Origin of the sequence: Actinomadura sp. J1-007, assembly GCF_009793335.1 — a bacterium.
Lineage (GTDB): Bacteria > Actinomycetota > Actinomycetes > Streptosporangiales > Streptosporangiaceae > Spirillospora > Spirillospora yumaensis.
Window position 1 is genome coordinate 1,854,596 of the sequence record NZ_WING01000001.1, and the last position, 26,825, is coordinate 1,881,420.

Annotated in this window: 20 protein-coding genes and 2 pseudogenes; 12 read left to right on the forward strand and 10 right to left on the reverse strand. The window is 76.0% G+C overall.

Annotated features, from left to right (window positions below; all coding sequences use genetic code 11):
* The first annotated feature begins 25 nt into the window (after window positions 1-25).
* On the forward strand, window positions 26-1,744 hold the full coding sequence (locus GEV43_RS08340) for a dolichyl-phosphate-mannose--protein mannosyltransferase (protein ID WP_160820176.1): 1,719 nt from the start codon (window positions 26-28) through the stop codon (window positions 1,742-1,744).
* A gap of 4 nt (window positions 1,745-1,748) precedes the next feature.
* Here GEV43_RS08340 and GEV43_RS08345 read toward each other — a convergent pair whose 3' ends face one another.
* The 3 genes from GEV43_RS08345 to GEV43_RS08355 all read right to left on the reverse strand — a co-directional run bounded on the left by GEV43_RS08345 (window position 1,749) and on the right by GEV43_RS08355 (window position 4,173).
* Window positions 1,749-2,435, reverse strand: a complete 687-nt coding sequence (locus GEV43_RS08345) for a DUF305 domain-containing protein (protein ID WP_206681092.1) — start codon at window positions 2,433-2,435, stop codon at window positions 1,749-1,751.
* 99 nt (window positions 2,436-2,534) lie between these two features.
* Complete coding sequence (locus tag GEV43_RS08350; RefSeq protein ID WP_160820177.1) at window positions 2,535-2,903, reverse strand: hypothetical protein; 369 nt, start codon at window positions 2,901-2,903, stop codon at window positions 2,535-2,537.
* A gap of 79 nt (window positions 2,904-2,982) precedes the next feature.
* Window positions 2,983-4,173: an MFS transporter gene (locus GEV43_RS08355; RefSeq protein WP_160820178.1), complete on the reverse strand. Its 1,191-nt coding sequence runs from the start codon at window positions 4,171-4,173 to the stop codon at window positions 2,983-2,985.
* Window positions 4,174-4,396: 223 nt separating this feature from the next.
* Here GEV43_RS08355 and GEV43_RS53690 point away from each other — a divergent pair, with 223 nt between their 5' ends.
* Together GEV43_RS53690 and GEV43_RS08365 are read left to right on the forward strand one after the other, a co-directional pair.
* Window positions 4,397-5,440, forward strand: a complete 1,044-nt coding sequence (locus GEV43_RS53690) for a LacI family DNA-binding transcriptional regulator (RefSeq protein WP_309239531.1) — start codon at window positions 4,397-4,399, stop codon at window positions 5,438-5,440.
* A 61-nt stretch (window positions 5,441-5,501) separates the two neighbouring features.
* The gene (locus tag GEV43_RS08365) at window positions 5,502-6,548 is read left to right on the forward strand and encodes a magnesium transporter CorA family protein (protein ID WP_160820179.1); all 1,047 of its coding nucleotides are present in this window, start codon (window positions 5,502-5,504) and stop codon (window positions 6,546-6,548) included.
* A gap of 57 nt (window positions 6,549-6,605) precedes the next feature.
* Here the strand turns inward: GEV43_RS08365 and GEV43_RS08370 are convergent, their stop codons facing one another.
* Complete coding sequence (locus GEV43_RS08370) at window positions 6,606-7,178, reverse strand: DinB family protein (RefSeq protein WP_160820180.1); 573 nt, start codon at window positions 7,176-7,178, stop codon at window positions 6,606-6,608.
* A gap of 198 nt (window positions 7,179-7,376) precedes the next feature.
* Here GEV43_RS08370 and bla point away from each other — a divergent pair, with 198 nt between their 5' ends.
* Both bla and GEV43_RS08380 read left to right on the forward strand, forming a co-directional pair.
* The gene (bla, locus tag GEV43_RS08375) at window positions 7,377-8,345 is read left to right on the forward strand and encodes a class A beta-lactamase (RefSeq protein WP_160820181.1); all 969 of its coding nucleotides are present in this window, start codon (window positions 7,377-7,379) and stop codon (window positions 8,343-8,345) included.
* The gene (locus GEV43_RS08380) at window positions 8,332-9,780 is read left to right on the forward strand and encodes an MFS transporter (RefSeq protein ID WP_160820182.1); all 1,449 of its coding nucleotides are present in this window, start codon (window positions 8,332-8,334) and stop codon (window positions 9,778-9,780) included. Before bla ends, GEV43_RS08380 begins: the two co-directional genes overlap by 14 nt.
* On the opposite strand, the gene GEV43_RS08385 is transcribed toward GEV43_RS08380, so the two are convergent.
* Entirely contained in the window at window positions 9,678-11,330 is a 1,653-nt protein-coding gene (locus GEV43_RS08385) for a penicillin-binding transpeptidase domain-containing protein (RefSeq protein WP_160820183.1), read from the reverse strand. The genes GEV43_RS08380 and GEV43_RS08385 overlap by 103 nt on opposite strands.
* Window positions 11,331-11,436: 106 nt before the next feature.
* Here GEV43_RS08385 and GEV43_RS08390 point away from each other — a divergent pair, with 106 nt between their 5' ends.
* The 7 genes from GEV43_RS08390 to GEV43_RS08420 all read left to right on the forward strand — a co-directional run bounded on the left by GEV43_RS08390 (window position 11,437) and on the right by GEV43_RS08420 (window position 21,348).
* A complete protein-coding gene (locus GEV43_RS08390; RefSeq protein ID WP_160820184.1) occupies window positions 11,437-12,399 on the forward strand; it encodes a LysR family transcriptional regulator in 963 nt (320 codons plus the stop codon).
* Window positions 12,396-13,373 (forward strand): serine hydrolase, encoded by a 978-nt coding sequence (locus tag GEV43_RS08395; RefSeq protein ID WP_160820185.1) that lies wholly within the window; start codon window positions 12,396-12,398, stop codon window positions 13,371-13,373. Before GEV43_RS08390 ends, GEV43_RS08395 begins: the two co-directional genes overlap by 4 nt.
* Window positions 13,374-13,444: 71 nt before the next feature.
* A complete protein-coding gene (locus tag GEV43_RS49735; RefSeq protein WP_241682832.1) occupies window positions 13,445-14,242 on the forward strand; it encodes a serine/threonine-protein kinase in 798 nt (265 codons plus the stop codon).
* Window positions 14,242-15,054, forward strand: a complete 813-nt coding sequence (locus tag GEV43_RS08405) for a DUF3558 family protein (RefSeq protein ID WP_160824396.1) — start codon at window positions 14,242-14,244, stop codon at window positions 15,052-15,054. The genes GEV43_RS49735 and GEV43_RS08405 overlap by 1 nt, the downstream gene beginning before the upstream one ends.
* Window positions 15,051-16,778 (forward strand): serine/threonine-protein kinase, encoded by a 1,728-nt coding sequence (locus tag GEV43_RS08410; RefSeq protein WP_160820186.1) that lies wholly within the window; start codon window positions 15,051-15,053, stop codon window positions 16,776-16,778. The genes GEV43_RS08405 and GEV43_RS08410 overlap by 4 nt, the downstream gene beginning before the upstream one ends.
* Window positions 16,779-16,901: 123 nt before the next feature.
* A complete protein-coding gene (locus tag GEV43_RS08415) occupies window positions 16,902-19,682 on the forward strand; it encodes an AAA family ATPase (protein WP_160820187.1) in 2,781 nt (926 codons plus the stop codon).
* Between the two features lie 55 nt (window positions 19,683-19,737).
* Complete coding sequence (locus GEV43_RS08420) at window positions 19,738-21,348, forward strand: toprim domain-containing protein (protein WP_160820188.1); 1,611 nt, start codon at window positions 19,738-19,740, stop codon at window positions 21,346-21,348.
* Here the strand turns inward: GEV43_RS08420 and GEV43_RS54690 are convergent.
* The 5 genes and pseudogenes from GEV43_RS54690 to GEV43_RS49755 form a co-directional block, all read right to left on the reverse strand.
* A complete protein-coding gene (locus GEV43_RS54690; RefSeq protein ID WP_206681094.1) occupies window positions 21,335-21,955 on the reverse strand; it encodes an amidase family protein in 621 nt (206 codons plus the stop codon). The genes GEV43_RS08420 and GEV43_RS54690 overlap by 14 nt on opposite strands.
* Before the next feature lie 116 nt (window positions 21,956-22,071).
* Window positions 22,072-22,716, reverse strand: a pseudogene (locus GEV43_RS55915) (amidase); the annotation flags it as partial.
* 368 nt (window positions 22,717-23,084) lie between these two features.
* On the reverse strand, window positions 23,085-24,524 hold the full coding sequence (locus GEV43_RS08435; RefSeq protein ID WP_160820191.1) for an acyltransferase: 1,440 nt from the start codon (window positions 24,522-24,524) through the stop codon (window positions 23,085-23,087).
* 86 nt (window positions 24,525-24,610) lie between these two features.
* A pseudogene (gene pabB, locus GEV43_RS49750) lies at window positions 24,611-25,989 on the reverse strand (aminodeoxychorismate synthase component I).
* The gene (locus GEV43_RS49755; protein ID WP_160820192.1) at window positions 25,899-26,783 is read right to left on the reverse strand and encodes an aminodeoxychorismate/anthranilate synthase component II; all 885 of its coding nucleotides are present in this window, start codon (window positions 26,781-26,783) and stop codon (window positions 25,899-25,901) included. The pseudogene pabB and the gene GEV43_RS49755 overlap by 91 nt, the downstream one beginning before the upstream one ends.
* Between the last annotated feature and the right edge of the window lie 42 nt (window positions 26,784-26,825).

A 26,825-nucleotide genomic window follows, 5' to 3' on the forward strand; every position in this document is an offset into this window, starting at 1 on the left:
CCGGAACCGACCGTACGATGGCGGAATGGCGATGACGGATTTCGCGCCGGTGACGGCCGCGGCGGACCGGCCCGGACCGCGCCCGCTGCGCGACTGGCTCGCCCCGCCGATCCCCGGGAGCGCGCTCTGGGGCTGGCTGGGGCCGCTGCTGGTGACGGTGTTCGCGGGCGTCCTGCGGTTCGACCGGCTCGGGTCGCCGAAGTCGGTCGTCTTCGACGAGACGTACTACGCCAAGGACGCGCTCGCCCTGCTGAAGTTCGGGTGGGAGCACAACACGGTCAAGGACGCCGACAAGCTGCTCATCGCCGACCGGCACGCCGACATCTGGGCGGACGGGCCGTCGTTCGTCGCGCACCCGCCGCTCGGCAAGTGGATGATCGCGCTCGGCGAGTGGATGTTCGGCGCGACGCCGTTCGGGTGGCGGTTCGTCCCGGCGCTGTGCGGGACGCTGTCGGTGCTGATCCTGTGCCGGGTGGCGCGGCGGATGACCGGCTCGACGCTGCTCGGCTGCGCCGCCGGGCTGCTGCTGGCGCTGGACGGCCTCCAGTTCGTCACCAGCCGCGCCGCGCTGCTCGACATCTTCGTGATGTTCTGGATCCTCGCCGGGTTCGCCTGCCTGGTGAACGACCGCGACCGTTCGCGCCGCCGCCTCGCCGAGAAGATCGAGAACGGCCGCACGTCGGTGTACGGGCCGTTCCTGCTGCACGGCTGGCGGATCGCGGCGGGCGTGTGCTTCGGCGCCGCGTGCGCCACCAAGTGGACCGGCGTGTTCTACATCGCGTTCTTCGGCGTGATGGTGGTGCTGTGGGACTACGGCGCGCGGCGCGCGGCCGGGGTGCGCAGCCCGTTCGCCGGGACGCTGATGCTGGAGGCCGTGCCCGCGTTCGTCCAGCTCGTCGTCGTCGCCGCGATCACCTACGTCGCGTCCTGGTCGGGCTGGATCTTCAAGGGGGGCGGCTGGGGGCGCGGAGAGGTCGCGTCCAACCCGCTGGCGCGGCCGTTCGAGGCGATGTCGCCCCTGTGGGACTACCACGAGGCGATCCTCAACTTCCACACCGGCCTGGACTCCAAGCACCCCTACCAGTCGTGGCCGTGGGACTGGCCGATCCTGCGGCGGCCCGTGGCGTTCTTCTACAACGAGCCGAAGGGCGGCGCGTGCGCCTCGTCCCGCTGCTCGCGCGAGATCCTGGGGATCGGCACGCCCGCGCTGTGGTGGGGCGCGCTCGTCGCGCTGGTCGTGGTGCTGTTCATCTGGCTGATCCTGCGCGACTGGCGCGCCGGCGCGATCGTGGTCGGCTTCGTGGCCGGATGGCTGACCTGGTTCCCGTCGGCGTTCGCCGACCGCACGATGTTCCTGTTCTACGCGACGCCGCTGATCCCGTTCATGGTGCTGGCGATCGTCCTGGCGTTCGGCTACCTGATAGGCCCGGCGACCGTCCGGAGACGCGCCGTGCCCGATCCCGCCGCAGACGGCGTCCACGGCGGGACGGACGCGCAGCCGGCGGGCCCGGACCGTTCGGACCTCGCCGCCGGGCGGGACGCGGAGGGCGCGACGGCCGCCGGCGCCCGCGTGGACGGCGCGCATCCGGCGGCGAGCTCCCGCCGCGTCGTCGGAGCCGCCGCGGCGGGAGCGTTCATGCTGGTCGTCCTGGCGAACTTCGCCTACTTCCACCCGATCCTGTCGGCGCAGACCTTGCCGTACGACGACTGGCACGCCCGGATCTGGTTCAGTTCCTGGATCTGACCCGTCACCGCTTCTTCAGCAGGGTCCTCATCTGCGCGATCTCGGCCTGCTGCGTACGGACGATCGCGTCGGCGAGGCTCTTGGCGGGACCGTAGGCGCCCTTCGCCTGCTCCTGCCGGGCCATGGTGACCGCGCCCTCGTGGTGCGCGATCATCATGGTCAGGAACCCGCGGTCGAGTTCGGCGCCCTTGAGCTCACCGAACGCCGCCATCTCCTTGCCCGACATCATGCCGGGCATGTCGCCGCCGGAGCCCGTTCCCTGGCTCGGGCCGGAGCCGTGGTCCATGCCCGGCATGTCGCCGCCGCCGTGGTTCATGCCGGGCATGTCGCCGCCGTTCTCGGGCGGGGCCTCGGCGCCCCACCGCTTGAGCCATCCCGTCATGGTCCGGATCTCGGGGGCCTGGGCCTTCTCGATCTGCCCGGCGAGCGTCCTCACCCGGGCGTCGCCGGAACCGGCGAGGACGACCTTCGACATCCGGACGGCCTGCCGGTGGTGCGGGATCATCATTCGGGCGAACGCCACGTCCTGCGCGTTGTGGGCGCCCTGCGCGGCCCCCGGTGAGGCGGGCGAGCCCGTCGGGTGGCCGGTGCCGTGCTCGCCGCCGGACGCGGCGCCGTCTCCGTCGCCGCCTCCGCACGCCGCGGCGCCGATCAGGACGGCGGCGGTGATCGCCATGAGCTTGGTCTTCACGTTCGTGTCTCCTGCGCTGTGGTCTCGTTCGTGGTCGGGCACGCGGACGAGACCGGCGCGCGCGTCGGAACGCGGCGGCGCCGGGCTCGCCGGGGCCTGTCACAGCCGCAGCACGGAGAGCCGGTAGACGCTGGGAGGTCTGGCGCGGGGCGGGCCGCGGCGGCGGAGCCGTACGGACGAGGTCCCCGCGAGGGGGGACGGCGGGTCCAGGGCGCGCCCGGCGAGCGCGGCGAGCGCCAGCGCGGCGAGGGTGAGCAGCGCGAAGCAGACCGCGCCCGCGATGCACCCGGCCATGTCCATGCCCATCCCCGCGGGCCCGCCCATCCGGAAGCCGCGCGCGGGCGGATCGTCCATCCGTGCGGTGGCGTGCTCCGGCATGGCGGCGTGGTGCGGCGGGGCGGGCGAGCCGGAGGACGGGGTGGTGAGGACGGGTTCGGAGACGTGAAGGGGCGAGGGGGTGGCCGTCACGCCGTGCATGAGGAACAGGCCGGCGAGCAGGCCGAGGCCGAGCAGCGCCAGCAGGGCGCCGCGCGATACCCCCGGCCGTTCATGCCGCCACTGTACCGGCGCGCGCGGGGCGCAGGGTTCGAGCGCCCGCGAGGACGAGCGCCAGCGCGAGGACGCCGCCCGCCCCCGCGCCCGCGAAGGCGCCGGGGACGCCCGCGACGTCCTGCCCGAAGCCCGCCACGGCGGAGCCGAGGGAGCTGCCCGCGCCGACCGCGGCGACGATCCAGGCGAACGCCTCGGTGACCGTCCCGCTCGGGGCGAGCCGGTCGACCAGGGAGAACGAGCAGGCCAGGGCGGGCGCGAGGAAGATCCCGCTGAGGAACGCGAGCACCAGCATGACCGCGAGGCGGGGCGCCCAGGCGAGCGGCAGGTAGAACGCGGCGAGCGCGGCGACCAGCCAGGGCAGGCGGCCGTGCGGTTCGCCGGGCCAGCGGCGGGCGCCGTACGCGACGCCGCCGGCGAGGGCGCCGCCCGCGTTCGCCGCGAGGAGCAGGCCGGAGGCGTAGTCCTCGCCGAGGCGTTCGGCGTAGGCGACGACGGCGACCGCGTACACGCCGAGCGCGACCCCGGCGCAGGCGAGCGCGGCGAGCAGGACGCGCAGGCCGGGCGAGCGCAGCGGGCCCGCCCAGTCGGCGGCGCGCGGCTCCCCGCGCCATTCGCGGGACGGGCGGGACGCGGCGACGACGAGGGTCCCGGCGATGCCGAGCGCGCCGGTGAGGACGAGGGCGGTCTCGGTGGACACCGCCGCGGCGGCGACCACGATGAGGGGGCCGACGGTGAACAGCAGCTCCTGCGAGGCGGCGTCCAGCGCGTACGCGGCCTGGACCTCGCCGGGGCCGGGGAGCACGGCGGTCCACAGGGCCCGCAGGCCCGCTTCGAGCGGCGGCGTGCCGAACCCGGCGACGACCACGGCGGCGACCGCGACCGGCAGCGGGCGCACGCCGACCCAGGCGAGGACGCAGAGGCCGGCGGCCGACGCGCAGGCGGAGGGCAAGAGCACGCGGGACTGCCCGAACCGGTCCATCGCGCGGCCGAGGACGGGCTGCCCCGCCGCCGTCGCGAGGCCGAGGACCGCCGCGAGGGTCCCGGCGAGCGGGTAGCCGCCGCCGGACGCGCGCACGTGCAGGACGACGGCGAGCATCGCCATCCCGTTCGGCAGCCGTCCGAGCAGGGTGCCGCCGAGCAGCCGCGCGGCGTACGGCACCCGGAGGAAGTCGACGTAGGCGCGCATCAGTCATACGTACCACCCCAGGGCGCCTCCGCTCTACCCTGGAGCCGAACGCGATCGCGACCTGGGGAGGGACAGTGCCGGCGACGAGCCGTCCGACCAGCAGGGACGTGCCGCGGGCGGCCGGGCCGTCGCAGGAGCCGGGCGCGTCGCGGGCGGCGGGGGAGCCGGGTCGTCGCGGGCGGCGGGGGTCGCGCGGGGAGCGGGGCGGCCGACCAGTCGGGACGTGGCGCAGGCGGCGGGGGTCTCGCAGTCGACGGTCTCGCTCGTCCTCGGTGGGAAGTGGCGGGGGCGGGTGTCGCCCGCGACGGCGCGGGGCGTGCGGGAGGCGGCTGAGCGGCTCGGCTACCGGCTCAACGTCGCGGCGCGCAATCTGCGGCTCGGGACGACCCGTACCGTGATGCTGATCGTCCCCACGCTCGACAACCCGTTCTTCGGGCCGGTCTACACGGGCGTGGCGCGGATCGCGGCGCGCAACGGGTTCGGCGTCGTGGTCTATCCGTGGCCCGAGGCGGCGCGGGGGGACGGGGCGGGCGGTTCGCCCGACGGAGGGCGTGAGGCGGCGGACGCGGAGCGCGGCGGGGAAGGCGACGGGGCGAACGGGCTGTTCGGCGGGGCGCGGGAGGCGGTGGACGGCATCCTCGCCATGTCCATGGCGGAGGAGGCGCTGCGCGGGTTCCCGGGGACGCCCGCGGTGATGCTCGACAGCGACCCGGCGGGGGCCGCGCCGACCGTCGTGTTCGACGTCGCGGGCGGGGCGCGGGCGATCGCCGCGCATCTGGCCGCGCTCGGGCACCGCAGGATCGGGCACGTGGCGTCGGCGGTGGACGCGTGGACGTTCCGCGCCCGGGGCGGCGCGCTCGCCGCGTCCGTCGAGGCGCTGCCCGGCGGGACGCTCGTCCGGACGGAGACGGCGATCGAGGCGGGCGCGGCGCGGGAGGCCGCGGGGCGGCTGCTGGACGGCCCGGAGCCGCCGACCGCGCTGGTGTGCGACGACGACCTGATCGCCGCCGGGGCGTACAAGGCGGCGCGGGCGCGGGGGCTGGACGTCCCGCGCGACCTGTCGGTGACGGGCATGGACGACGTGCTGCTCGCGACCGCGCTCGAACCCGAGCTGACCACGGTGGGGCTCCCGGCGGAGGAGCTCGGGGCCGAGGGCATGGCGGCGCTGCTCGCGGTGCTGGACGGCGAGCGGCCCCCGGCGTGCTCGCTGCCCGGACGGCTGGTCGTGCGCGGCTCGACCGCTCCCCCGCGCGCGGCGCGCCCATGACCCCGCGCGCGACGCGCCCGATCCCGCGCGCGACGCGCCTGATCCGGGTATAACGGGGCCCATGGGACAAGCCTCGTCCGAGACCGACCCCGACGCCCATCCGGACAACCGCATCGGCGTCCTGCCGCCCCGGACCAGGGTGTGGCGCAACGGCAAGGTCGAGGCGGAGGGCTTCCCGGTCGCGGAGATCAGCGACCAGCTCGCCCGGCCCGGCGTGACGGTCTGGCTCGACCTGTGCGCGCCCGACGAGGACGATCTCCGCGTGGTCAGCGAGGAGCTCGGGCTGGACCCGGTGGCGATGGAGGACGCGGTGTCCTCGCACGAGCGCGCCAAGCTCGACCGCTACAGCGAGTACGCCTTCCTCAACCTCTACAGTCCCGAGGTCGGCGACGACGCCGAGATGTCGCTGCACGAGATCTCGGCGTTCGTGACCGAGCGGGCGCTGGTGACCGTGCGGCAGGACGCCGGGTTCGACGTGGACGAGCTGGTCTCCCGGTGGGACGACAGCCCCGACCTCGACCGCGCCGACCCGGACGAGCCGATGACGCCGCTGCTGCTGTACGGGCTGCTGGACCTGGTGGTGGACCGGCAGCTCACCGCCGTGCAGGGGCTGGACGACGAGGCGGACGCGCTGGAGGAGCTGATCTTCGACGACGCGTTCCCGGTGAAGGACATCCAGCGGCGCAGCTTCCGCCTCCGCAAGAACCTGGTGTCGCTGCGGCGCGTGTCGCTGCCGATGCGCGAGATCCTCAACACGCTGATGCGGCGCGACCTGCGCTTCGTGCACGCGTCGCTGATGCCGTACTTCCAGGACGTGTACGACCACACGCTGCGGGTCAGCGAGTGGACCGACGGGCTGCGCGACCTGGTCGCGAACCTCCTCGACACGCGCATCGCGCTCCAGGGCAACCGGCTGAACGAGGTGATGAAGAAGGTGACGAGCTGGGCCGCGATCATCGCGGTGCCGACGGCCGTCACCGGCTTCTACGGGCAGAACGTGCCGTACCCCGGCTCGGACCAGGCCGTCGGCTTCTACGTCAGCACGACGCTGCTGATCGTGTGCAGCGTCGGCCTGTACTTCGTGTTCAAGGCCCGCGACTGGCTCTGACGCGGTTCACGACTGGCTCTGACGCCGTTCAAGGGACGCGACCGGGCGTGGCGCCGTTCAGGCTTTGGGGGTCCAGGGCTTCATCCAGCTCGTTTCGGGCCAGCCCTCGACGGCGGCCATCAGCGGGAACGCGCTCGCGCCGTCGATGCTCTCGCGGATGATGTCGGCGTGGCCCGCGTGCCGGGCGGTCTCCTGGATGAGGTGCAGCAGGACCCACCGCACCGACCACGCCTCCTCGTCCTGCGGGAACCAGGGGACGCCGCGCGGGATCGGCACCGGCCGGCCGAGGTCGGAGACCTCCGCGACGACCTCGTCGGTGCGCTCGGCGGCGCGGGCGTAGGCGTCGAGCGCGCCCTGGAGCGTCTCGTCCTCCCTGAGCACGTGCCCCTCCTGGAGCCTCTCAGGGGTGTTGATGTACTCGCCGGTGTCGACGAGGCTGCACCAGACCTCCTCGACCCGGCCGAGGTGCTTGATGATCCCGCCGACCGTCAGCGCGCTCACGGAGGCGGGGGAACGGGCCTGGTCGTCGGTGAGGCCGTGCGCGGCGACGCGGACCACGTGCCGCTGCTGGGCGAGGAAGGAGAGCAGTCCGTCGCGCTCGTCGGCCACCGGCCGAACGTTTCCGGGCATGGGCACATCCTCTGGTCTGGAACGCTCTGGATCTCCAACGGGTCCCGGGCGGCCCGGGACGTTCCGATCCTCCCATCAGGCTCCGACACTTTTCCGCCAGGCCGAGGGAGTGTTCAGCATATATACGCTTATGAGTATCGAACCAGGCGCTATATCTGTATTGGACATCGGGCCTGCGCGTCTGGTCTTCTCTGCGCTATGCGCCAACCCTCTCGACCGACTTCCTGGAAGCTCCTCGGGACGGCCGCCCTCGCCGGCGCCGTCCTGTTCGGGTCCGCCGGCTGCGGCGCCGGAACCTCGCCCGCCGAGCAGAAGAACGGCGCGTCGAAGGTCGCCTCGGTCTCGGCCACCGTCGACGGCGCCGCCGTCCAGCGCGAGCTGCGCCGGCTGGAGGCGTCCTACAAGGGCCGTATCGGCGCGTACGCCGTCGACACGGGCACCGGGCGGGTCGTCTCGCACCGCGCGGACGAGCGGTTCGGGTTCGCGTCCACGTTCAAGTCGATGGCGGCGGCGGCCGTCCTGCGCAAGGCCCGCACCTCCGATCCCGGGCTGATGGACCGGCGGCTCCACTGGACGCGCGCGGACGTGCTGGACTACTCGCCCATCACCGAGAAGCACGTCGAGGACGGCCTCACGGTCGCCGAGGTCTGCGCCGCGGCGGTCGAGTACAGCGACAACACCGCGGGCAACCTGCTGCTGGAGCAGATCGGCGGCCCGGCGGGGCTGACCCGCTACCTGCGTTCCCTGAAGGACCCGGTCTCGCGGCTGGACCACTTCGAGCCCGAACTGAACCCGTGGAAGCCCGGCCAGAAGCACGACACGACCACGCCCGCCGCCGTCGGCCGCGACCTGTCGGAGGTCACGCTCGGCCGCTCCGTGCCCGCGCCGGACCGCGCGCGGCTGATCGGCTGGCTGAAGGGCAACACGACCGGCGACAAGCGCATCCGCGCCGGGCTGCCGAAGGGCTGGACGGTCGGCGACAAGACCGGCACCGGCGGGACGTACGGGACGGCCAACGACATCGCGGTGGCCTGGCCGCCGTCGGGCGGCGCGCCGATCGTCCTCGCGATCTACACCAACCGCCGGGCGGCGGACGGCGAGGCCGACGACGCCGTGGTGGCGCGGACGGCGACGATCCTGGCCCGCGGGCTCGGTGCCGTCCGCTGACGCCGCGGCGCCGGCCCGGCCGCCGCGCGCGGGGGCCGGGGACCGCCGGGTCATCGGGGTCGTCGTCGGCGTCCAGCTCACCGCGTCGCTCGGCTTCTACGCGGTGATGGCCCACGTCGTCGCGCATCTGCGGGACGACGTGGGCCTGCTCGCGGGGACGATCGGGTTCGTGCTCGGCGCCCGGCTGCTGGTGCAGTACGCGCTGCTGCTCCCGTTCGGCGCCCTGGTCGACGCGATCGGGGGGCCGCGCGGGGGCGTGCTCGCGTGCGCGCTGCGGGCGGCCGGGTTCGCGGTGCTCGCCGTCGCGGGCGGCGTCCCGGCACTGCTCGCCGCGAGCGTGCTGCTCGGCGCCGGGGGCGCGTTCTTCCATCCGGTCGCGCAGTCGCTGCTCGCGGGGACGTCGCCCGCCGTGCGGGCCCGCGGGTACGCGGCGTACGCGTTCACCGGCCAGCTCGCGATGGTGGCGGCGCCGCCGATCGGCCTGGCGGTCGTGGCGGGCGCGTTCGCGCTGGACGGCGGCGGCGGTGGCAGTGGCGGCGGAGGGGACGGGGACGTGTTCGGCCCGTTCGGCGTGCTCGCTGCGCCGGACGGGCGTTTCGCGTTGCTGGCGGGCGGCGCGGCGGTCGCGTGGGCGATCGCCGCGGCGCTGTTCCTGCTGCTGGACGGCGCACCGGCCGCGCAGGCGAACGGCGCGTCCGGCGGGACGCGCGCGCACGGGGGCCGGGCCGCCGCGCGCGAGGTGGCGGACGGCGTGCGCGACGCGGTGCGGGACGCGGCGTTCCTGCGGTTCACCGCCGCCACCTGCGCGGGGCCGCTGCTGTCCGAACAGGCCACGACCGTCGTCCCGCTCCGCGGCGCCGGCTCGGGCGGGACGACCCTGTTCCTGTGCGTGGCGGGCGTGGTCGCGGCCCTGATCCAGCCGTGGTGCGCCGCCCGCGACCGCGCCGCGCGGGACGGCGTCGTCCCGGCCGGGTTCCTGGTCGCGGGCGGCTCGTACGCCGCGCTGATCCCGCTCGGCGCGAGCGGCGCGCCGCCGCTCGCGGGCCTGCTGGCGGCGGCGCTGCTCAGCGGGATCGGGATGGGCCTGCTGATGCCGTCGGTGTTCCAGCAGCTCGTCCGGCACGCCCCGCCCGGCCGGTCCGGCGCGTACTTCGGCGTGCGCGCGTTCCTGGCCGGGATCGTCTCGTTCGGCGGGGGGCTGGCGGTCGGGCGGCTGTTCCAGTCCGGGCCCGGGGGCGGGGCCGCCGCGCTCGCGGGTCTCGCGCTCCTGTCGTTCGCGTCCGCGGCGGCCTGCGCCGTGAAGGACCGGAAGGGCCGGGCGGCCCGTCCGGCTCAGGCGGCCCCCTTCAGGAACGACGCGGCGATCGGCGCCGCCGCCCCGGCCCCGGTGCCGCCGCCCTCGACGATCACCGCGAAGGCGAGGTCGCCGCGGTAGCCGATGAACCACGCGTGCGTCGGCGGCTCCTTGCCCGACCCGAACTCCGCGGTGCCCGTCTTCCCGGCCGTCCCGGACGGGAAGTCGACCTTGGACGCGGTGCCCTCGCTGACCACGGCGGGCATCAGGCTGTGCAGGGCGCGCTCGACCGCGGGCTCCAGCCTGTGCGGCGGCTCGGGCTCGCGCCCGCCCGCGTCGGCGGCCTGCGAGGCGAGCGAGGCGTCCACCAGGCGCGGCGACCGCCAGGTGCCTCCGGCGGCGGCCGCTGCCACGCTCGCCATGTTGAGCGGGCTGGTCAGCACCTCGCCCTGCCCGAACGCGGCGGACGCGAGCGCGGTGTCGTCCTTGGCGTCGGGGAACGCGGCCCGGACGGCGGGCAGCCCCGCGATGACCGGCGCGTTGAACCCGAACTGCGCCGCGACCTGCGCGAGCCGCTTCTCCCCCAGCTTGTCCACGGCGAGCCGCGCGAAGGTGGTGTTGCACGAGTGCGCGAACGCCTCCCGCAGCGGGACCGTCCCGAACTTCTCGTACTCGGAGTTCTTGAACGTCCGGCCGCCGATGCTGGTGGTGGCCGGGCAGCCGACCGGCGTGCGGGGGTCCATGCCGCCCGCGACGAGCGCCGCGGCGGTGACGACCTTGAACGTCGAGCCGGGCGGGTAGCGGCCCATCAGCGCCCGGTTGTAGCCGCCGGGCTTGTTGGCGGCGGCCAGGATCTCGCCGGTGGACGCGCGGACCGCGACGAGCGAGGCGGGCTTGTCCACGTCCGCGAGCGCCTCCCCCGCGGCGCGCTGGACCTTCGGGTCGATCGTGGTGCTCAGCGGCGTGCCGTCCTTGCCGCCGAAGCGCTGGAGCGTCTTGACGGGCTTGCCGTCGGCCCCGACGACCTGCACCGCGAGCGCCGGGGTCCCGGCGAGCCGCTTCTCGTACTGGCGTTGCAGGCCCTCCAGTCCGACGGTGTCGCCCGTCCGGTAGGGCGGGCCGAGCTTCTTCGCGGCCTCGGCGGACGCGGGGCCGGCCGGGCCGACGAGCTGCTGGACGGACCCGGACGGCGAACCGCTCAGGTCGCCGCCCTTCGCGTCGCGGACGGCGGCGCGCGACGGCCAGGTGCGGGCGGCCTTCAGCCGCTGCCCCTCCTGGAGCGAGGGGTGCAGCAGTTGCGGCGACCACTTCACCCGCCACTTCCCGTCCTGCTTGGTGAACGGCATCATGCCGTCGTACGACCAGGCGCGGCCTCCGGACAGGACCAGCCGGGCGCGGTACGCGCCGCCCGCCTCGTCGCCCTTCGGGCGGCCCACCGAGGCCGTCTCGTACCGCCCGCCGGTGACGCCGAGGTCGTCGCGCATCCGCTTCACGCGGGCCTCGAAGTCGGCGGGCGGGTCGGCGGTCAGGGCGCGCATGGCGGCGGCGTCGCCGCGGGACCAGGCGGCGAGGAAGCGGCGGCCGGTGTCCCCCGGGCCGTCGTCGCCGCGCAGGATCCACACCGCTCCCGCCCCCACGAGCGCGACGGCGGCCACCACGGCCGCCGCGATGATCACACGGGATCGGCGCATCTGGACTCCTTTCCGTTCTGACCCGCAAGGACACCATCCGGACGTCCGAATGTCCAAGATAGATATCGGTGTCAAAACGATATTCGGACAGCTATCATCACTGTTCGTGAACCTTGTGGGCCATCTGACCTGCTTCGTCGCGGTCGCCGAGGAGCTGCACTTCGGCCGCGCGGCGGAACGGCTCGGCATGGCCCAGCCCCCGCTCAGCCAGCGGATCCAGCGGCTGGAGAAGGAGCTCGGAGTGCGGCTGTTCGACCGGTCGAGCCGCAGGGTCGAGCTGACCGCCCCGGGGCGGCTGCTGCTCGACGAGGCGCGTGACATCCTCGCCCGGGTGGACCGCGTGTACTCCCTCGCCGACCGGGCGCGGCTCGGCGAGACCGGCGCCGTGCGCGCCGGGCTGCCCGCCGACCTCGGCGGCGCCGTGGTCGCGGCGCTGATCGCCGCGTTCCGGGCCCGCCGCCCCGACCTGCGGCTCGACCTGCGCGAGATCGGCACGGCCGAGCAGGTGCGGGCGCTCGCCGAGGGCGCCCTCGACGTCGGGGTCGTCCGGCATCCGTGCGACTCGCGCGACCTGGACCTCGGGCCGATGCTCGGGCAGCCGGTCGGCGTGCTGCTGCCCGCGGACTCGCCGCTCGCCGCGTCCCCCGAGGTGCACCTGGCCGACCTCGCCGGGCACGACCTGGTCGCGTTCCCGAGGGAGGAGGCGCCCGGCACGTACGACGAGCTGCTCGCCACCTGCCGCCGCCACGGGTACGAGCCGCCCGCCGTGCACGAGGCGAGGCACCCGCAGTTCGCGCTCGGGCTCGTCCTCGCGGGCACGGCGGTGGCGCTCGCGCCGCGCGCGGAGGACGGCGCGGCGGCGGTCTGGCGGCCCCTGCTCGGCGACCCGCTGACCTGGCGCACGTCCACCGCGTGGCGGCGCGGGGCCGAGCCCGACCGCGAGCGCGCCGTCGCCGACTTCACCGCCGTCGCCACGGCCGTGCTGCGTACCGAGGCCGGGATGGTCGCCGTCGGCGAGGCCCCGGCCCGCCGCGTCGTCGCGCGCCCCGCCTCCGGGTTCCTGGCATGAGCGCGCGCGACGGCCGGACGGCCCGCGCCGGGACCGGTGGCGCGACCGGTGGCGGGACCGGAGCCCGCGCCGGGGCGGGCGGCGAGGTGACGGCGCGGATCGAGGCGGCGTTCCGCGCCGCCGGGGTGACCGGCCACCTGCACGCGGCCGACATCGACACCGGGCGCGAGATCGGCGTGCGCCCCGACGAGCCGGTGGTGCTGGCGTCGGTGTTCAAGGTGCCGCTGCTCGTGGCGTTCCACCGGCAGGCGGCGGCGGGGCTGCTGGACCCGACCGAGGCGGTCACGGTGCGGCCCGAGGACCGCAGCGCCGGGCCGACCGGGATCTCGGCGCTGCTGGACGAGGTGCGGATGTCGCTGCGCGACCTCGCCTGCCTGATGATCACGGTGAGCGACAACGCGGCGGCGGACGTCCTGCTCGACCGGGTCGGGCTCGCCGCGGTCAACGAGACCGCGGCGCGGCTCGGCCTGCCGCGCACGTACGTGGACGGCGGCGGGCGGGACCTGTACGACGCGATGCTCTCCGACGGCGGCGTGGACAGCTTCGCCGAGCTGTGGGCGCGGCTGGACGAGCCCGGGGTGCTCGGGCGGCTGCGCGGCCTGGACCCGGCCCGGACGAGCCGCAGCACGCCGCGCGAGATGACCCGGCTGCTCGGCCTGGTGTGGCGGGACGAGGCCGCGCCGCCGGACGGCTGCGCGGCGATGCGGCGGCTGTTCGGGCTCCAGGTGTGGCCGCACCGGCTGTCCTCCGGGTTCCCGTTCGACGACGTGCTGGTCAGCGGCAAGACGGGCACCCTGCTCACGGTCCGCAACGAGGTCGGCGTGGTCGAGTACCCCGATGGGGGACGGTACGCGGTGGCGGTGTTCACCCGCTCGTCGCTGCCGATCGCCGCGCTCCCCCGGGCCGACGCCGTGATCGGGACGTCCGCGCGGATGGCGGTGGAGGCGCTGCGCGCCCCCGGCCGGCCGAGGTGACGGCGGCGCCGCGGACACTTCGCCCGACATGACCCAATACCCTCCTGCGTGACGTTGGGAGGGACGCGGCGATGACCGAACGGGTGGTCGGAGGGCGGTACCGCCTGGTCGAACGGATCGGCCGGGGCGGCATGGGCACCGTCTGGACGGCCGTGGACGAGACGCTGCGCCGCGACGTCGCGGTGAAGGAGGTCCTGCTGCCCGAGGGCCTGTCCGCCGAGGAGCGCCGCGTCGCGGGCGAGCGGGCCCGCCGCGAGGCCCGCGCGGCGGCGCTGATCGACCACCCGGGCGTCGTCACCGTGCACGACGTGGTGGTCGAGGACGGCCGCCCGTGGATCGTGATGGAGCTGATCGAGGGCCGCTCGCTCGGGGCGCTGATCCGGGAGAACGGCCCGTCGCACCCGAAGTGGGTCGCCACGGTCGGCCTGCGGCTGCTGGACGCGCTGGAGGCCGCGCACGCCCGGGGCGTCCTGCACCGCGACGTCAAGCCGGGCAACGTGCTGCTCGCGGACGGGCTGGTCTACCTGACCGACTTCGGCATCGCGAGCATCGAGGCCGACACGTCGCTGACCAGGACCGGGGCGCTCGTCGGCTCCCCCGGCTACATGGCGCCCGAACGGCTGCGCGAGGAGCCCGCCGGTCCCGGATCGGACCTGTGGTCGCTCGGCGCGACCCTCTACACGGCGGCCGAGGGCGCGCCCCGTTCGAGCGGTCCGGGCCGATGGAGACCCTCGGGGCCGTCCTCACCGAGGACCCGCCCGCGCCGCGCAACGCCGGGCCGCTCGCGCCGCTGCTGTGGGGGATGCTGGCCAAGGACCCGGCCGAACGGCTCCCGGCCGCGACCGTCCGGCGCGAGCTGGAGAACGTGATGTACGGGCGGCCGTCCGGCCTGTCCGTCCCCGTGCCGCCGCCCGCGCCGCCCGCGCCGCCCGCGCCGCCCGCGCGGCCCGCGCCGCCCGCGGCGGGTCCCGTTCCGTCGCGGCGGCGGGTCTGGGTGCCCGTGGCCGCCGGCGCGGCGATCGTGGCGCTGTTCGCGGCCATCGTCGTCGTGTCGTTCGTCACCTCGCCCGGCGAGAAGCGCGCGGGCGCGTCCGACTCGCCTTCCGGGAGCCCGTCGCCGAGCGCGGGGACGCCGTCGCGGTCGCCGTCGGCCGCGCCGTCCACGGCCGCTCCGGCGGGCGGGCTGGCCGAGCCGTGCGGGCTGCTCGGCGAGCGGGAGGTCGCGCGGCTCCTCGGGGACGGGACGCCGCGCAAGACGCCGGACAAGAACGTCGGCTGCGGCTGGACGGTCGACCACCGCGGCGTGAACGTCACCGACCTCAGCGCGCAGGCGGGCAACCCGGCGGCGGGTTCGGCGACCGAGGCGCACGGCACGTTCCAGCGCTGGCGGAACGCGCGGTCCAAGCCGTCCGGGCAGAACTTCTGGGGCTGGACGGAGATCAACGTCGACCGCGTGGAGGCCCGGAAGACGGGCGCGCGGACGGTGCGCGGCCTCGGTGACGAGGCGTTCTCCTACGAGAGCGTCGGGCTCTCCGAGCCGATGGACAAGGCGCATGTGGTGTTCCGTGTGAGGACGACCGTGGTGGAGGTCGAGTACGTCTACCGGCGCGGGGCCGCGTCCCCCGAGGGCGCGATGCGGGCCGCCCGCTCGGTCGCCGCGCGGCTGGCGGCGCGGCCGTGACGGGGGACGACGCGCCCGGGGACGGCGCGCCCGGCGGCCGCGCGTCCAGGGACGGCGCGCCGGGCGCTCGCGTGCTGGCGGGCCGGTACCGGCTGGAGCGCAAGCTCGGGCAGGGCGGAATGGGCGTCGTGTGGCGGGGCCGCGACGAGGAGCTCGGCCGCGCCGTCGCGGTCAAGGAACTGCTGCTGCCCGAGCATCTCGGGCCGGAGGGCCGCGAGCACGCGGCGGCGCGGGCGATGCGCGAGGCGCGCGCGGCGGCCATGCTGCGGCACGAGTCGATCGTGACGGTGCACGACGTCGTCATGGACGAGGGCCGCCCGTGCATCGTCATGGACCTGCTGCCCGGCCGTTCGCTGGACGCCGTGCTGGAGGAGGACGGCCCGCTCGCCCCGGACCGGGCGGCGCGGATCGGCGCGCAGGTGCTCGCCGCGCTGACCGCCGCCCACCGGCGCGGCATCCTGCACCGCGACGTCAAGCCCGCGAACGTCTTCCTGCGCGACGACGGCCGCGCGATCCTCACCGACTTCGGGATCGCGTCCCTGGAGGGGGACGTGACGCTGACCGAGACGGGCGCGCTTGTCGGGTCGCCCGCGTACATGGCGCCCGAACGGGTCCGGCACGACGGCGGCGGCCCCGAGTCGGACCTGTGGTCCCTCGGCGTGACGCTGTACGCGCTGGTGGAGGGCCGGGTGCCGTTCGCGAGGCAGACGCTGATGGGCACCCTGAGCGCCGTCCTCACCCAGGACCCCGCGCCGCCGCGCCGCGCCGGGCCGCTCGCCCCGGCGATCATGGCGCTGCTGGCGAAGGACCCCGCCGCGCGGCTGAACGCGTCCGGCGCCGAGCGGGCGCTGCGCGCCGTCGTGGCGGGCAGGCCCGCGCCGGTCTCCCCGCCTCCCCAGGCCCCGTCGCCCGCCCCGCCGCCGTCGTCCACCCCCGCGCCGTCCGGGCCCTCGACCGTGCCTCCGGGGCCGCCCGGTCCGTACGGGCGCGCGGGTTCGACCGGCCCGGCGCGGCCCGCGCGGGTTCGGCGCCGCCGGCCGCTGGCCGCGGGCGCCGCCGTCGCGGCCGTGGCGGCGGTCGTCGCGGTGGTGCTGGCCTGGCCGGACGGCGGGGACGGCGGCGAGGACGGCACGGGCAAGGGCGGCGGCGCGGCCCGTACGGGGCAGGGCCGGCCGTCCGCATCGTCCTCGCGGGCGGCCTCGGGGACGGCGCGGTTCGCGTCCGCGCCGTCGCCGTGCGGGTTCATCAGCGTGGAACGGGCGGCGCGGATCGTCCCGCACGCCGAGCAGCTCCGCTCCGACCCCGGCGACGACGGCAAGGGCCTGTCGCGCACGGGATGTGTGTGGCAGGGCGGAGGCGTCTCCAAGCCCGGCGCGCCCACCACCGACACCCTGACCGTCACGCTCTCCGCGAACCCGGCCGCCCCCGGAACGGACCCGTCCGCCCTCGCGCACGGCCGTTTCGCGGAGGCGCGCAAGACCGCGATGCCCGTCGGGACGGCCCCCGATCCGGACGAGTCGTTCCGCGATCTGCCGGGCCTCGGGGACGAGGCGTTCCTCCACGAACGCCGTGCGGGCAAGCCTTCGGCGACCGTCCACCTGCGGATCGGCAACCTCGTCGCGGAGGTCGAGCTGCGGACCGAGCGGCGCGGCCAGGGCGCCCGGATGAGCGACGGCGCGCTGAAGGCCGCGCAGTGGGTGCGGGCGGCGCTCGAACGGAGCTGACGGGCCCGGAGGCGTTCCGGGAGAGGGGACGGGTCGGGCGGAGGCACACATCACACGGCGCCGGGAAACGTAGGCTGTTACCCCGGTTATTGATCACTTTTGGGCCACTCTTGGGAGAACGTGTTGCGGCTGCCGGAGCATCTCGAGCTACTGCTCACCGACGAGCCGGTCCTCGACGTCTACGCGCACGGCCCGTGGCGCGTGCCGGACGGGCGGTTCGAGGAGATCGCCGAACGGATCGACGCGCTCGCCCGGGATCCGCGGTGCGCGGAGCTGACCACCGACGAGCACAAGCTGCTGACGCTGCCCGCGTCCCTGGTCACCGCCGAGATCTTCGGCATGCTGGCGTTCCTGCCGGGCGGCGGGGCGATCAAGGCGGGGTCGTGGTCGCAGCTCCCCGAGCGGCTCCTGCACGAGCACCTGGTCAACCCCGGCCCGCTCAGCACCCGGATGACCCGCTGGGACGCGCCCGGCGGCCGGTGGCGGCCCCCGGTGGACTGGCTGATCGAGGCGCCCGACCGCGAGCTGGCGATCGAGCTGGCCCGCGACTGCCTGGTCGCGCTGGAGGGCATCGAGCCGCTCGAACGGCGCCGCAGGGCGCTGCTGCGGCTGTACGACTCGCCGCCCGCGCTCGACGTGAACCTGCCCAAGATGGAGCTGCGCGAGCACTGGCACGCGCACGCCGGCGAGGAGATCGTCGCGGCCGTCCCCGAGCTGCTCGGCCCGGTCGGCTACCTGGAGTGGGTGTGCTCGGGCCTGCTCGCCGCGTACGAGCACCTGGCCGCGCTGGCCCCGAGGGACGAGACGGTCGAGGCGCACCTCGTCCAGCTCCTGCTCCAGGGCAGCCTGGAACACGTTCCGGCGGAGCTGGCGGCGGCGCTCGGCGAGGACCGCTACCGCGACCTCCAGCAGCGGCTGCCCGGCGAGCGGCGCGGGTTCAAGGCGGGCGCCTGGCAGGAGCAGACCCGGTCGTGGCTGGTGCGGGCGCTCGTGTCCGGCGGCGCCGACGCGTGCCGGGCGTGGCTGGACATGGCCATGCGGTTCGTCGCGATCGTCCAGGGGCTGCCGGGCGACCCGTGGTTCCCGAAGCCGGAGTGGATCCCGGTCGGCCAGTTCCAGACGGACCTGCGCCGCCTGTACGCGCCGCGCCGCCGGGTCGTGAACCCGCTCGCCGCGACGCTGCGGACGGCGGCGGCCGAGACCGCGCCCGCCGCGCGCCCCGACCTCGCGACCGAGCTGGTCGGGCAGCCGGAGGTCACGGCCGTCCTGGAGGAGCTCACCCGGAGCGCCGAGCCCGTCCGGCTGCTGCTCGCCGGGCCGGACGGCACCGGCAAGCGCGACGCCGCGCAGGAGCTGGCGAAGGCGCTGTCGCTCGGCCGGGACCCGCTGTGGGTGACCGACAACCTGTTCTCCGGGCAGCGGCTGTCGGACGCCGTCGCCAAGCTGCACGCCGACGCCCGCGACTGCGCCGGCGACCGGCTGCTGATCATCGAGGGGCTGGACGCGATCGTCGCCGACCCCGGCAACGGCGAGGCCCTGGCGGGCGAGCTGCACCGGCTGCTCGCCGTCCACCCCGAGCTGCACGTGGTGGCGCTGTGCGACGCGGGCGGCGACGAGCGGATCCGGGAGGTCAACCCGGTGCTGCCGCAGCGGTTCCGGCTCGCGCGGACCCGTCCGTTCACCGCCGAGGGCCACGCCGAGCTGTTCCGCCGGGCGGTGGAACGGCGCGGCGCCCGCGCGACCCGGCACGCCCTCGCGGCGGCCGGAGAGCTGCTCGCCGTGACGCCGCCGGTCCAGACGCTGCGCAACGCGCGGCTCGCGCCGCAGCTCGCCGAGCAGGTCGTCGAGGCGGCCCGCGCCCGCGCCGGATCGGGCGGCGCGGACGGCGGCGAGCCCGGCGGGCCGCTCGTGATCCGCAAGCAGGACGTCCCGGCCGCGCTCGACACCGCGCAGGCGGCCGGCAACCCGCTCGCCGAGCTGCGCGAGCTGACCGGCCTCGACACGATCAAGCACGAGATCGCGCTGCTGGTCGCCGGGACCCGCGCGGCGCGGCTGCGCAGCGAGTCCGGGCTGCGGATCACCGCGCCGACCCGGCACATGGTGTTCACCGGCAACCCCGGCACGGGCAAGACGATGGTGGCGCGGCTGCTCGGCCGGATCTACAAGAAGCTCGGCGTGCTGTCGTCCGGGCACCTGGTCGAGGCGTCCCGCGCGCACCTGGTCGGCGAGTACATCGGGCAGACCGCGCCCCGCACCCGCCGCCTGGTGGAGCGCGCCATCGGCGGCGTGCTGTTCATCGACGAGGCGTACACGCTGACGCAGTCGCCGCTGAAGGGCGACTACGGCCACGAGGCCATCGCCGAGCTGGTCAAGCTGATGGAGGACCACCGCGACGACCTCGTGGTGATCGTCGCCGGGTACCAGCAGGAGATGGCGGAGTTCCTCGCCGCGAACCCGGGGCTCGACTCGCGGTTCCCGAAGCAGCTGCACTTCCCCGACTACACCGACGACGAGCTGATCGCGGTGTTCGAGCAGCTCGCGTCCGCCGACGGGTTCCGGCTCGCGCCCGGCACGTCGGACGACCTGCGGGCGATGCTGCGCCGCGCTCCCCGCGGCCCGTCGTTCGGCAACGGCCGGCTGATGCGCAACCTGCTCGACGTCGCGGTCGCCAACCAGGCCGAACGCGTCGCGTCCGCCGACCTGCGGGCCGCCAGGGCGGGCAAGGCGAAGGACGGCCCGGACGGCAAGGGCGCGAAGGGCGGCGCGGGGAAGGCCGGGAAGGCGGCGGCCGACGACGCCATCGAGCCGATGCGTCCCAGCAGGGACGACCTCGTCACCCTCACCAGCGAGGACCTCCCGCCGCTCCTCGACCACCCCGAGGAGCTGTACGGCCTGTACCTCTGAAGCCGTCCGGGACCGGGTATGACCAGATCGGCTTCCCCGGTCATGGAGGCCGACTGTGTCCATTTCCGACGAGGGCGTCCTGCGCGGCATCGCCGAGCAAGAGACGGCCCGGCTGCGCGACGGCACGCTGCCCTGGTCCTGGTGGCTTGAGCGCGCCGCGCGCCACGGCCGGTACGGGTACACCAACACGCTGCTGATCGCGGCGCAGTGGCGGGCCGCGACGGACGTGCGGTCGTACGAGGAGTGGCGCGCGGCCGGACGGCAGGTCCGCAAGGGCGAGACGGGCATCCGGATCCTGGCGCGGCGGCGCGGCCGGGTCCGCGCCGTGTTCGACGTGGAGCAGACCGAGGGCCTGCCGCTCCGTTCCCCGCCGCCCGCCGACCCGGAGGAGGTGGCCGGACGGCTCGCGTCCCTCGCCGCCCGGCTCGGCGCGGGTTCGGGCGAGCCCGGCCCGGTCGGCGGCACGCGGGACGTCTGGCGGATCGCGCGGTCGATCGCGTTCCGGCTGGGCAGCGGGGATCCCGTCGAGGCGGAGTCGGTGGCGTTCCTCGTGCTCGCGCGCTTCGGGCTCGTCCCGCCGCACGGGCCGTCCCCCGATCCGGGGACGGGCGGGGGCGCGCCGTGGGCGGGGCCTCGGTTCGGCGACCGCGTCCTGCGGCTCGCGCGGACCGTGCACGAGCGCGCGTCCGCCGCCGACGGCCTGCTCGTCGCCGCGCACCGGTGGTTCCGGGGCAGGCTGGACGGCGGATGGGTCCCCGCGTACCTGGCCGGGCGCGGCTTCACGCCGGGCGTGCAGCGGCGCTGGCGGATCGGGTACGCGCCGCCCGGACCGCACGCGCTCACCGACCACCTGCGGGCCGCCGGGTACGGCGACGAGGAGATCGTCGCCGCCGGGCTGGCCCGCCCGGCGCGGCGCGGGCGGCCGTACGACACGTTCCGCGACCGCGCGATGTTCGCGATCCGGACGGCGGAGGGCGGGATCGCGGGCTTCATCGGGCGGGCGCCGGACGGCGCGGACGCCCCGAAGTACCTCAACGGCCCCGACACCGAGCTGTTCCACAAGGGCGAGCTGCTCTACGGCCTGCACGAGGCCCGGGAACGGCTCGCCGGGGGCGCCCGCCCGGTCCTGGTGGAGGGCCCGCTCGACGCGATCGCGGTCGCCATGGCCGCGCCCCGCGACCTCGCCGCCGTCGCGACGTGCGGCGCGGCGTTCACACCGGGCCAGCTCGCCGCGCTGCGCGGCGCCGCCGACCTCGACCGGACCGGCGTCCTCGTCGCGCTCGACGGCGACGCGGCGGGCCTGTCGGCGGCGCTGCGGGTGTGGGAGGTCCTCGCGGGCGTGCGCGGGCCGGTCGACGCCGTACGGTTCCCGCCCGGCTCCGATCCCGCCGACGCGCTGCGCGCGGGCGGCCGGGACGCGGTGCGCGACGCGCTGCGGGCCCGGGAGCCGCTGATCGACGCCGTCGTGGACGCCGCCGTGCGCCGCTCGGGCGGCGGACTCGCCACCCCGGAGGAACGCCTCGCCGCGATCCGTTCCGCCGCGTCGGTGATCGCGGGCGGCCGCCCGCACGAGGCGGCGCGGCAGGTCGTACGGGTCGCCGCCCGGACCGGCGTCGGCCCCGCCACCGTCACCGACGCGCTCCTGGACGCCGTCAGCCCGCCGTAGCGACCCCCCGAACCCGCACACCCGCCGCGAGCCGTTCGACCACCCGTTCGGCGACCTCGAAAAGGAGGTCCTCGGCGCCGGCCCGCGTCACGAGCTGGACCCCGACCGGCAGCCCGCCCGCGCCGTCCGCCGTGCCGCCGACCGTGCCGCCGACCGTGCCCGCCGGGACGCTCAGCGCGGGCAGGCCGGCCAGGTTCCACGGGCAGGTGAGGCCCATCAGGACGGCGGGGACGTACCCGAACGCGTGCTCGCGCTCGCCGATCGGCGTCGGCGCGATGGAGGTCGTGGGGAGGGCGAGCACGTCGTGGCGGGCCAGCAGCCCGTCCACGCGGCGGCCGAACTCGGCGCGGTCGCGCGTCGCCCGCAGGAACCGCCAGGCCGGGATGCGGGCCGACGCGTGCAGCCCTTCGAGGATCTCGGGCTGGAAGAGCTCGGGCGCGCTCGCGACCCGTTCGGCGTGGGCGCCGTACGCCTCCGACGGCTGGATCTTCGCGTACACGTCGCGGACCGCCTCCAGGTCCAGGTGCTCGACCGGGGCGTCCGCGAACGGCGCGCGGGCGACGCGTCCCACCTCCGGATCGACCTCCCACGGCTCGATCCACGCCACGCGCGGCCCGTCCGCGCCACCGGCGACTCCGGCGGGGCGCCGGCGGCTCCGGCGGGGGCGCCGGTGAGGACGCGGTAGACCGTACGGCACTCGGCGGCGGTGGACGCGAGCACGCCGACGTGGTCGAGGGACTCCGACAGCGGGAAGACGCCGCCCGTGGGGATGGCGCCGTAGGCGGGCTTGAACCCGGCGATCCCGCAGTGCGCGGCGGGGATGCGGACCGAACCGCCGGTGTCGGTGCCGAGCGCGTACGGCACCATGCCCGCCGCGACCGCCGCCGCGCTGCCCGCGCTGGACCCTCCGGCGATCCGGTCCGGGTCGTGCGGGTTGCGGACGGGCCCGTGCACGGTGACGTCCCCGGTCGTGCCCATGGCGAACTCGTGCGTGGCCGCCTTCCCCACGATCACCGCCCCGGCCTCGCGGAGGCGGCGCACGCACACCGCGTCCTCCCGCGCCACGTGCCCGGCGAAGTGGGCGGAGCCGCAGCCGGTGGGCAGGCCCGCGACGTCGATCAGGTCCTTGACGGCGACCGGGACGCCGTGGAGCGGCCCGCGGTCGTGCCCGGCGGCCAGTTCCTCGTCGGCGCGGCGGGCGGCGGCCGTCGCGCCCTCGGCGTCCACGGTGACGAACGCGTTCAGGCCCGGGTCGAGCGCCTCGATCGACTCCAGCGAACGGCGCGCCAGTTCCGCGGCGGTCACGGTCCCAGCGCGGAGACCGCGTGCCAGCCCCGCGAGTCCCCGGCCCGCGAAGTACCCGTCCATGCCCGCCCCCGCTCCCCATCTCGTGCTTTATGCCTGTTCGGGAGCCTTTTCCCTGTTCGGGAGGATGGTCCACGGGAAGATCGTCCGTCAAGCTCCGGGGCGCGGGCGGGGCCGTTCGTCGCGTCGCTGGGGCCGTTCATCGACGGCGGGGGCGAAGGGGTGAACCTACGAGCCGGTACGTGAATAGCGTCGTCGCACCCTGTGGAGACGTCGCTCGCACCGGCCCGAGGGGGGCGAGGCGGACGCCGTCGGGCATCCGCCTCCGAGACCGGTGACAGATCCACCGACGGGCGGGGGGACGGGGTCACGGCGGGCGGTTGATGGCGCGCACCGTCCGCCGTGACCCCCTCGTCCCCCCCCGGAGCGCGTCAGGGCGAGACCGCCGCCCCGGACGGGGCGGGAGCCGCGAGGCGTTCACCGGCCGGGACGCGATCCGAGTCCGGCGGCGGGACGGGTTCGGGTTCGGGCGCGGAGGCGCCCGCGGCGCGGACGGAGCGGGTGAGGCGCCGTCCGAGGCCCTGCATCGGCAGCTCGACGTACCGGTGCGAGACGGCCGCCGCGACCAGCACGCAGGCGAGCAGCAGCAGCGCCCAGGCGGCCCGTTCGACCGGCACCATGTGCCCCGGCTCGCGCGACAGCCGCCAGATCACCTGGACGATCGGCGGATGCAGCAGGTAGACCGAGTAGCTGATCACCCCGAGCCAGGTCAGCGCGCGCGGGAACCGCCGGTCGCGCAGCGCGAGCCCGGCGAGGAACGTCAGCCACGCCGCGCCGAGCGCGACGACCCAGCCCCACGACGGCGGGTTCGCGCGTTCCGGGCGCTGGCCGTCCAGCAGGCCGTGCACGCCCGCCGCGAGCGTCACCGCGGACGCCAGCGCGAGCATCGCGACGGCGGGGCCGCGCGCCACCCGCCGGTGCTGGACGGCGTAGACGCCGGCGCCCGCGAACATCGTCCCGACGATCGCCAGGCTCTCCATCGCGCCGATCCGGTTGTTGAGGACGAGCAGCCCGAGCGCGAGGGCGGCGAGCGTGCACGCGCCGCCCCGCCGCAGGCCGGCCCTGCGGCTCATCACCGCGAGCAGGCCCCCGGCCATCGCCGCGACGCCGACGACCACCGTGTAGCCGGGCCAGTGCCCGCTGACCAGTCCGGTCGGCAGCGCGAACCCGATGGCGGCGGCGCCCGCCGCGAACCCGAGCGAGGTCCCGGCGCCCGCGCCGTTCCCCCGCACCCCGGCGACGAACAGCGCCGTGACCAGCAGGTAGAAGACCATCTCGTACGACAGCGTCCAGAAGACGTTGACGACGTTCGGGACGCCGAGCAGGTCCTGGAGCATCGTCAGGTGCGCGAACGCCGCCCGCGCGGGATGCTCGGCGAGGCCGTCCGGCGGCGCCCACGCCACCCCGGCGGCCCCGGCCGCGAGGCCGATCGCGCCGGCGAGCGCCCACGGCGGGTAGAGCCGGAACATCCGGCCGATCCAGAACTCGCGGACGCTGCGCCGCCGCTCCAGCGACGCCGGGACGATATAGCCGCTGACCAGGAAGAACACGAAGACGCCGTACCGGCCGAAGTCGAACCAGGGACTCGCGGTGCGGCGGACCTCGGGGAACAGCACGTCCAGCGAGTGCTCGAAGACCACGACGAGCGCGGCGATCCCGCGCAGGGCGTCGAGCCAGTCGAGTCTTCGCCGGCGTCCGGCGGCGGGAGCCGGCGCGTCGGCGGGGCGGCCGGTCCGGCGGCGGGCGCGGCCGGAGCGGCGATGGCGTGCGTGGCTCGTGGGAGCGGAGAGCTGGCAGGCATTCCAAGCCACCGTAGGGGCTGAAACTCCGCGCACCCTCCAGCGCGGCTGAACACTTCCTGAATGCGGTGTTGCCGGCTTCTGACACGGCGCGTCCGCTACCTCGGGAAATCCGTCCCGAGCAAACCGAGCAGCGGCGCGGACTTGACAACGAGCTCCTCGTACTCCGCGTCCGGGTCGGACAGGGCGACGATCGCGCCGCCGACGCCGTAGCGGACCCGGCCCGGCGTGATCACGGCGGTGCGGATGACGATGCTCAGGTCCACGGCCCCGACGGCGAGAAGTAGCCGATCGCGCCGGAGAACACGCCGCGCGGCGCGCCCTCCAGGCCGTCCAGGATCTCCATGGTGCGCGGTTTCGGCGCCCCGGTCATCGACCCGCCGGGGAACGCGGCGCGCACGCACTCCACCGGCGGCACGCCCGCGCGCAGCCGCGCCCGGACCGTGCTGACGAGCTGGTGGACGCTCGCGTACGTCTCCACGTCGAACAGCCGGTGCACCCGCACGGACCCGACCTCGGCGGTGCGGCCGAGGTCGTTGCGGACCAGGTCCACGATCATGAGGTTCTCGGCGCGGTCCTTCTCGCTGGTGAGCAGGTCCTTGCGCAGGATCTCGTCCTCGGCGCCGGTACGGCCGCGCGGCCGGGTCCCCTTGATCGGGCGGGACTCCACCTCGCCGTCCGCGGTCACGCGGACGAACCGTTCGGGGGACGTGCTGAGCACCGAGAGCGGGCCGATCCGCAGCAGCGCGGCGTGCGGGGCGGGGCTGGCCCGGCGCAGCCGCCGGTACGCGTCCCACGGGTCGAGGTCGGCGCGCGCCTCCAGGGCGTTGCTCAGGCACAGCTCGTAGCTCTCGCCGCGTTCGATCGCGCCGCGGCAGTCGCCGATCAGGCCGAGGTAGCGGTCGTGCCCGTGCCGCGCCGTGAGGACGGCGCCGCCGGTGTCGATCTCGGGCGGCGGGGCCGGGGCGCGGTGCGCGAGGGGCCGCAGGCGGCGGGCGGTGCCCTCGATCCAGCCGCGCGCCGCGCCCTCCAGCCCGGGGCGGGACAGCGCGAGGAGGTGGACCGTGCCGGTGAGGTGGTCGAAGACGACGGCCCGGTCGGCGAAGACCATCGCGGCGTCGGGGTCGGGCGAGCGGTGCGCGGCGGCCCCGCCGCACTCCGCCTTCAGCTCGTACCCGAGGTAGCCGGCCCAGCCGGGCGTGAAGTCGAACGGCAGGCCGGGCCGGGGCTCGGCCAGGGCCATCGCGCCGAGGTCGTCGCGCAGCCAGTCGAAGAACCCGCTCGCGACCTCCTCGGTGCGTCCGGTGGCGGCCTCGCGGACGGTGACGACGCCGCGCGCGACGTCGGCGGTGGCGGTCCGCGCGAGCGGCCCGGACGCGTCGCCCATCATCGAGAACCGGCCGTGCCCGTCGTCGCGGCGGCTGCTGTCGAGCCAGAACGCGTGCTCCGAGCGGCCGAACAGCTCCTCGAACACCACCTCGTCCGACAGCGGCAGGCGGAGCGGCTCGGCGTGCAGCCGGTATGCGGTCCGCTCGCGGCGGGGGTACGGCACGTCCGCGTCGGCCCCGGCGAGCGCGAGCCCGTGCGAGAGAGCGGGGGAACGGGCCGTACGGGCGGCGCGGGCCGCGCCGAACCGGCGGGGAGGGCGGACGCGGGCTCGGGCGCGCGGAGCACGGCGCGCCGGCGGGGCGCGCGGGCGGCGGTGAGGTCGCGGAAGTTGCGGACCAGGCGGTGGCCCTGCTCGGTGCAGATCGACTCGGGGTGGAACTGCACGCCCCAGCGCGGGCGCGTGCGGTGCCGCAGGGCCATGACGACGCCGTCCGGCGTGCGGGCCGTCACCTCCAGGTCGTCCGGCACGCCCGACACCATCAGCGAGTGGTAGCGGACGGCCCGCAGCGGCGTCGGGAGCCCGGCGAACAGGTCCGTCCCGTCGTGCTCGACCGGCGACACGCGGCCGTGCCACGGCTCCGGGGCGGGCACGACGTCGGCCCCGTACGCGAGGGCGAGCCCCTGGTGCCCGAGGCAGACGCCGAGCAGCGGGATCTCGGCGGTCTCCAGGACGGTGCGGCAGATCCCGAAGTCGCGGGCGTCGCGCGGGGTGCCGGGGCCGGGCGACAGCACCACGTTGTCGAAGGCGTTGAGGTCGCGGGCCGCGAGGCCGCCGGGACGGTCGTTGACGATCACGACGGGCGGGCGGCCGTTGGCGGCCGCGAGCTGGTGGAAGAGGTTGTAGGTGAACGAGTCGTGGTTGTCGACGAGCAACGTGCGCATGGCCTGCCCCCTCCCACCCGAGGCGTTCAAGATTACGCGGCC